This is a genomic window from Pseudomonas sp. KCJK9000 (genome assembly GCF_046230725.1).
GTDB classification, from domain to species: Bacteria; Pseudomonadota; Gammaproteobacteria; order Pseudomonadales; family Pseudomonadaceae; genus Aquipseudomonas; species Aquipseudomonas promysalinigenes.
On sequence record NZ_JBJJLN010000109.1, the window covers coordinates 1 to 5183 of the forward strand.

A 5183-nucleotide genomic window follows, 5' to 3' on the forward strand; every position below is an offset into this window, starting at 1 on the left:
GCACCAACGTCGAGGCGATGTCCCTCAACGAAGCTATCCAGAGCGCCGTTGACTACCACCCGCAAATCAGCTCGAACCGCAACAGCAAGCTTTCCGCCGATGAAGATGTGAAATTCGCCCGCGGCGGCTACTACCCGAGCGTGGATCTGGTTGCAGGCTACGGGCGCCAGCGCTCGGACAACCTCAACACCCGCGGCCTCAATGCCGACGGCAGCAGAAACCACAACAAGGAAACCCTGAACTACACCCAGTCCGAGCTGCGCTTGCGGCAGATGATTTTCGACGGTTTCAACACTGCCAATGAAGTGGGCCGCACCGAAGCGGTAGCCACCTCGCGTGCCTACTACACCCAAGCGGTCGCTCAAGACGTTGCCTTGCGCGCCATCGAGGTCTACCTGGAAGTGCTCAAGCGCCGTGAATTGGTGACGTTGGCCAAGAACAACCTGCAAGCCCATTTGCGCGTCAACGATCAGATCGGCCTGCGCAGTGAGCGTGGCGTCGGCAGCACCGCCGACCTCGACCAGTCCCGTGCCCGTCGCGCGCTGGCAGAAAACAACCTGGATACCGCCGAAGTCGACCTCGCCGATGCCGAAGCCAACTTCTACAGCGTGGTCGGCCGTATGCCCGACGAGCTGGAGGGGCCGCAGTCGGTAAAGATCGAGATGCCAACCACACTCGATGAAGCACGTGAAGGCTTGCGCCAGAACAACCCTTACCTCAAGTCGGCCCAGGCTGACGTCAACGCTGCCGAGAAGCAGTACGAAGTCGCCAAGTCGCCGTTCTATCCACGCCTGGACGCAGTGCTGGCCACCGGCGCCAACAACAACCTGGGCGGCGAGAAAGGCCACAGCAACAACGACTGGCAGGCGGGCGTAGAGCTCAGCTACAACCTGTTCCGCGGCGGCAGTGACAAGGCCCGCCTGCAATCGGATGCGCACAAGATCAATCAGGCCTTGGACATCCGCAACAATGCATTGCGCGAGCTGAACGAAAACCTCAGCCTGGCCTGGAACGCGATGAACAACGCGCGTAAACAGACACCGACTGCTCGTGAGTACGCCGAAACTACCCAACGCGTCCGTGCTGCTTATCAAGACCAGTTCGGCCTTGGCCAGCGCACTCTGCTCGATGTGCTCGACAGCGAAAACGAGCTGTACAACGCCAACCGTCGCTACACCGAAGTGCGCTACACCGAAGAGTTCTCGATGTACCGTGTGCTGGCGACCATGGGTGAACTGCTGAGCAAGCAGCGCATCTCGCTGCCACCAGAGGCCATCGCTACTAACGATGTTCGCACCGAGGCCAGGCTGCCCGATATGCGCTAAGCCTCGTTCGCGCTGGCCTGCATCACCCGCACCGCCACCCATCCACCCTGACGGGAGGAGGCCATCGTGACCAGTATGCAAAGTGCGCAGCCGCGCCCGGATGTCGATGACCCACTGCTCGATGGCTTGCTGATTCTATGCCGGCTGCACGGCCGGCCAGCCAGCCGAGCCGGCCTGTGCAGCGGCCTGCCGCTGGCCCATCAGCGCCTGGGCCCAGCGCTGCTGCCGCGGGCGGCAGCACGCGCAGGCTTGCAAGCACGGGTGCTCAAGCGGGCGCTGGACGACATCTCGGCGCTGAACCTGCCCGTGCTGTTATTGCTAGGCAATGGCCGCAGCGCGGTCTTGCAACGCTGGGGGGAAGACGGCCGCGCGCTGATTCTGCCCTGCGAGGCCGACGGTGGTGAGCAATGGGTAGAGCGTCAGGCGCTGGAGCAAGCCTACAACGGCCACGCCTTGTTCGCCCGCCCGCGGCATACGTTGGAAGACGTGCGCGCCCCCTTGCTACCTAGGGTCAACGCCTGGTTCCGCGATACCTTGCGCCATTCCCGCTGGCTGTACGGCGACGCTTTGCTGGCCAGCCTGCTGATCAACCTGCTGGGCCTGATGGTGCCGCTGTTCGTCATGCAGACCTATGACCGGGTAGTGCCCAACCAGGCACTGTCGACCTTGTGGATGCTGGTGGCCGGGTTGTTCATCGGCACCGCCTTCGAGCTGGTGCTGCGCATGGTCCGCGCCCACCTGCTGGACCAAGCCGGCAAGAAGACTGACCTGATTCTCTCCGCCACGCTGTTCGAACGCATCACCGGGATGGCCATGAAGGCCAAGCCCGCCACCATCGGTGGCTTCGCCCAAAGCATCCACGACTTCCAGGGCCTGCGTGAATTCCTCACCGCAGTCACCCTGACCAGCATCATCGACTTGCCTTTCGTCGCCCTGATGCTGTTGGTGATCGGCCTGCTCGGTGGCTGGCTGGTAGCCATACCACTGATCGCCTTCCCGGTGGCGGTAGGCTTTGCCTTGCTTATCCAAGCCCGCCTGCGCGACACCGTGCAAAAAAGCCTGAGCCTGGGCGCCGTGCGCCAGGCGCTTTTGATCGAAACCCTTGGCGGCCTGGAAACCCTCAAAGCCTGCGGTGCAGAAAGCGAGCGTCAGTACCAATGGGAACACACCAACGCCGCCATCGCCCGGCTCGATGCCCATGCCCGTAACTTGTCATCGCTGGCCAGCAATGGCACGTTGTTCATCCAGCAGTTCTGCGGCATGGCCACCATCGTTGCCGGGGTGTACAGCATCATCGCCGGTAACCTCAGCGTCGGCGCGCTGGTCGCCAGCTACATGCTCGGTAGCCGAGTACTGGCACCGCTGGGGCAGATCGCCGGCTTGATCACCCGCTACCAGCAGGCACAGCTGACCATGCGCAGCACCGACGCCCTGATGGCCCTGCCCCAGGAACGTCAGCCCGACCAGCAAGCGTTGGAGCACACCACGCTCAAAGGCGAGTTGGCGCTGAGCCACGTTAGCTTCCGCTACCCAGGGCAGACAAACCCAGCCCTGCAGGATGTGAGCCTTGTGGTAACTGCGGGCGAGCGTATCGGCATCATCGGCCGCAGCGGTTCGGGCAAAAGCACCTTGGGCCGCATGCTGATGGGTTTTCACCACCCCGATGAGGGCCAGGTGTTGCTGGACAACCTCGACTTGCGCCAACTGGACATCGCCGACTTGCGCAGCCAGATCGGCTACGTTGCCCATGACCTATCACTGCTGGCCGGCAGCCTGCGTGACAACCTGACCTTGGGCGCGCGCCACATCAGCGATGCACGCATGCTGGAAGTAGCCGAACTGACCGGGGTCAGCGAACTGGCCAGGCAGCACCCCAACGGCTTCGATCGCCCAGTGGGCGAACGCGGGCAGTTGCTGTCCGGCGGCCAGCGCCAGGCCGTGCTGCTGGCCCGCGCACTGCTGCTGGAGCCGCCGATCCTGATCTTGGACGAACCCACTAGCCACATGGATAACAGCAGCGAAGAGCAACTGCGCCAGCGTCTGCTTGCCTGGGTGCCCGGCAAAACCCTGCTGCTGGTCACCCACCGCACCTCCATGCTCAGCCTGGTGGACCGCCTGGTGGTGCTGGACAACGGCAAAGTCGTCGCAGACGGGCCGAAAGATGCCGTTGTCGACGCCCTGCGCAAAGGTCGTATTGGCTCTGCTTTGTAGGAGTTCACCATGCCTCTCACGCACAACGTACGCAGCGGCCATGGCACCGACAAACGGGCCGAACATGACTACATGCCGGAATTGGCCGGCGCCACCTTACAGGATTCGCCTCGTTTTTCGCGCCTGACCGTATGGCTGGCTGCAGCGCTGTTACTGGCGGCGCTGGTCTGGGCGAGCCTGGCGGTGCTCGACGAAGTGACGGTGGGTGAAGGTAAGGCTATCCCGTCGAGCAAAGTGCAGGTGGTGCAGAACCTTGAAGGCGGGATTGTCACCGAAATCTTCGTCCGCGAAGGCCAGATGGTCGAGAAAGGTGCCACGCTGCTGCGTCTGGACGACACCCGCTTCAAGTCAAACAAAGGCGAAAGCGAAGCCGACCGATACGCCCTGACAGCCCAGGTCGAGCGCCTATCGGCAGAGGCCGAAGGGCGGCCCTTCGTGCTGTCGGACGAAGTGCGCGCCAAAGCCCCCCAGGTCGCTGAAGACGAGATTGCCCTGTATGGTTCGCGTCAGCGACGCCTGGCCAGCGAAAAACAGACCCTCAACGAGCAACTAAGGCAGAAGAACCAGGAGCTTGCCGAATTTCGCTCCAAAGTCGATCAATACCGCTCGGCGGTAGCGCTGCTGCAGCAGGAAACGGACATGTCGGCGCCCTTGGTCAGCAAAGGGGCCATTTCCCCAGTGGAAATTCTTCGCCTCAAACAGCGCACTGTGGAGGCACGTGGCCAACTCAACGCCACCAGCCTGGCCATCCCACGGGCCGAAGCGGCGATCGCCGAGATCAAGAGCAAGATCGAAGAGTCCGAAGCAAGCTTCCGCTCGGACGCAGCAAAAGAGCTCAACGACAAACGCACCGAGTTGTCCAAGATAACCGCCACCAGTATCGCCATCGACGACCGGGTCAACCGCACCACCGTGGTGTCACCCGTGCGCGGGATCGTGAAGCTGCTCAAGGTCAACACCATCGGTGGTGTGGTGCAGCCAGGCAGCGATCTGGTGGAGATCGTGCCGATCGAAGACAACCTGCTGATCGAGGCCAAGGTGCGCCCGCAGGACGTAGCCTTCCTGCACCCGGGGCAACCGGCCATGGTCAAGTTCAGCGCCTACGACTACACCACTTATGGCGGGCTCAAGGGCAAGCTGGAGCTGATAAGCGCGGATACCGTAACCGATGAAAAGGGCAACGCGTTTTATCTGATCCAAGTGCGAACCGATAAGAACCACCTGGGCGGGGACAACAAGCCGCTGCTGATCATCCCCGGCATGGTGGCCACGGTGGATATCATCACCGGGCAGAAAAGTGTGCTGGATTATCTGCTCAAGCCGGTGCTCAAGGCACGAACCGAGGCGCTGCGCGAGCGGTGACTGAGGGGGATTTCGTGAGGGCGGCCAGGTGCATGTCGGTGCATTTACAGCGCCTATGAGATCGAGCGCCGCCCGCGCGGCGCATCGCGAGCTGCGCTCGCTCCTACGTTTGTTTAGGGCCAGTAACGCCTGTGGCAGACGCGCGCGACCGCCTGGTTCATACGACGCTATCTCGCGCCATGCACCAAGGCGTCCGCGCGCAAATCCCACAGGCATAATTGGCCCGAAACAAACGTAGGAGCGAGCGCAGCTCGCGCTGCGCCGCGCGGGCGGCGCTCGATCTCA

3 protein-coding genes are annotated in these 5183 nt (G+C 62.6%); all 3 read left to right on the forward strand.

Annotated features, from left to right (window positions below; all coding sequences use genetic code 11):
• A partial coding sequence (locus ACK59H_RS22625) for a TolC family outer membrane protein (protein ID WP_409264953.1) occupies positions 1 to 1325 on the forward strand: 1325 nt, incomplete at its 5' end.
• Positions 1326 to 1400: 75 nt separating this feature from the next.
• On the forward strand, positions 1401 to 3536 hold the full coding sequence (locus ACK59H_RS22630; protein ID WP_155500301.1) for a type I secretion system permease/ATPase: 2136 nt from the start codon (positions 1401 to 1403) through the stop codon (positions 3534 to 3536).
• A gap of 9 nt (positions 3537 to 3545) precedes the next feature.
• Positions 3546 to 4898, forward strand: coding sequence for an HlyD family type I secretion periplasmic adaptor subunit (locus ACK59H_RS22635; protein ID WP_060479833.1), 1353 nt, complete (start codon positions 3546 to 3548; stop codon positions 4896 to 4898).
• Positions 4899 to 5183 lie beyond the last annotated feature (285 nt).

Coding starts and splice junctions, on each gene's coding strand:
- ACK59H_RS22630 (WP_155500301.1), top strand. CDS start 1,401: ATGCAAAGTGCGCAGCCGCGCCCGGATGTCGATGACCCACTGCTCGAT.
- ACK59H_RS22635 (WP_060479833.1), top strand. CDS start 3,546: ATGCCTCTCACGCACAACGTACGCAGCGGCCATGGCACCGACAAACGG.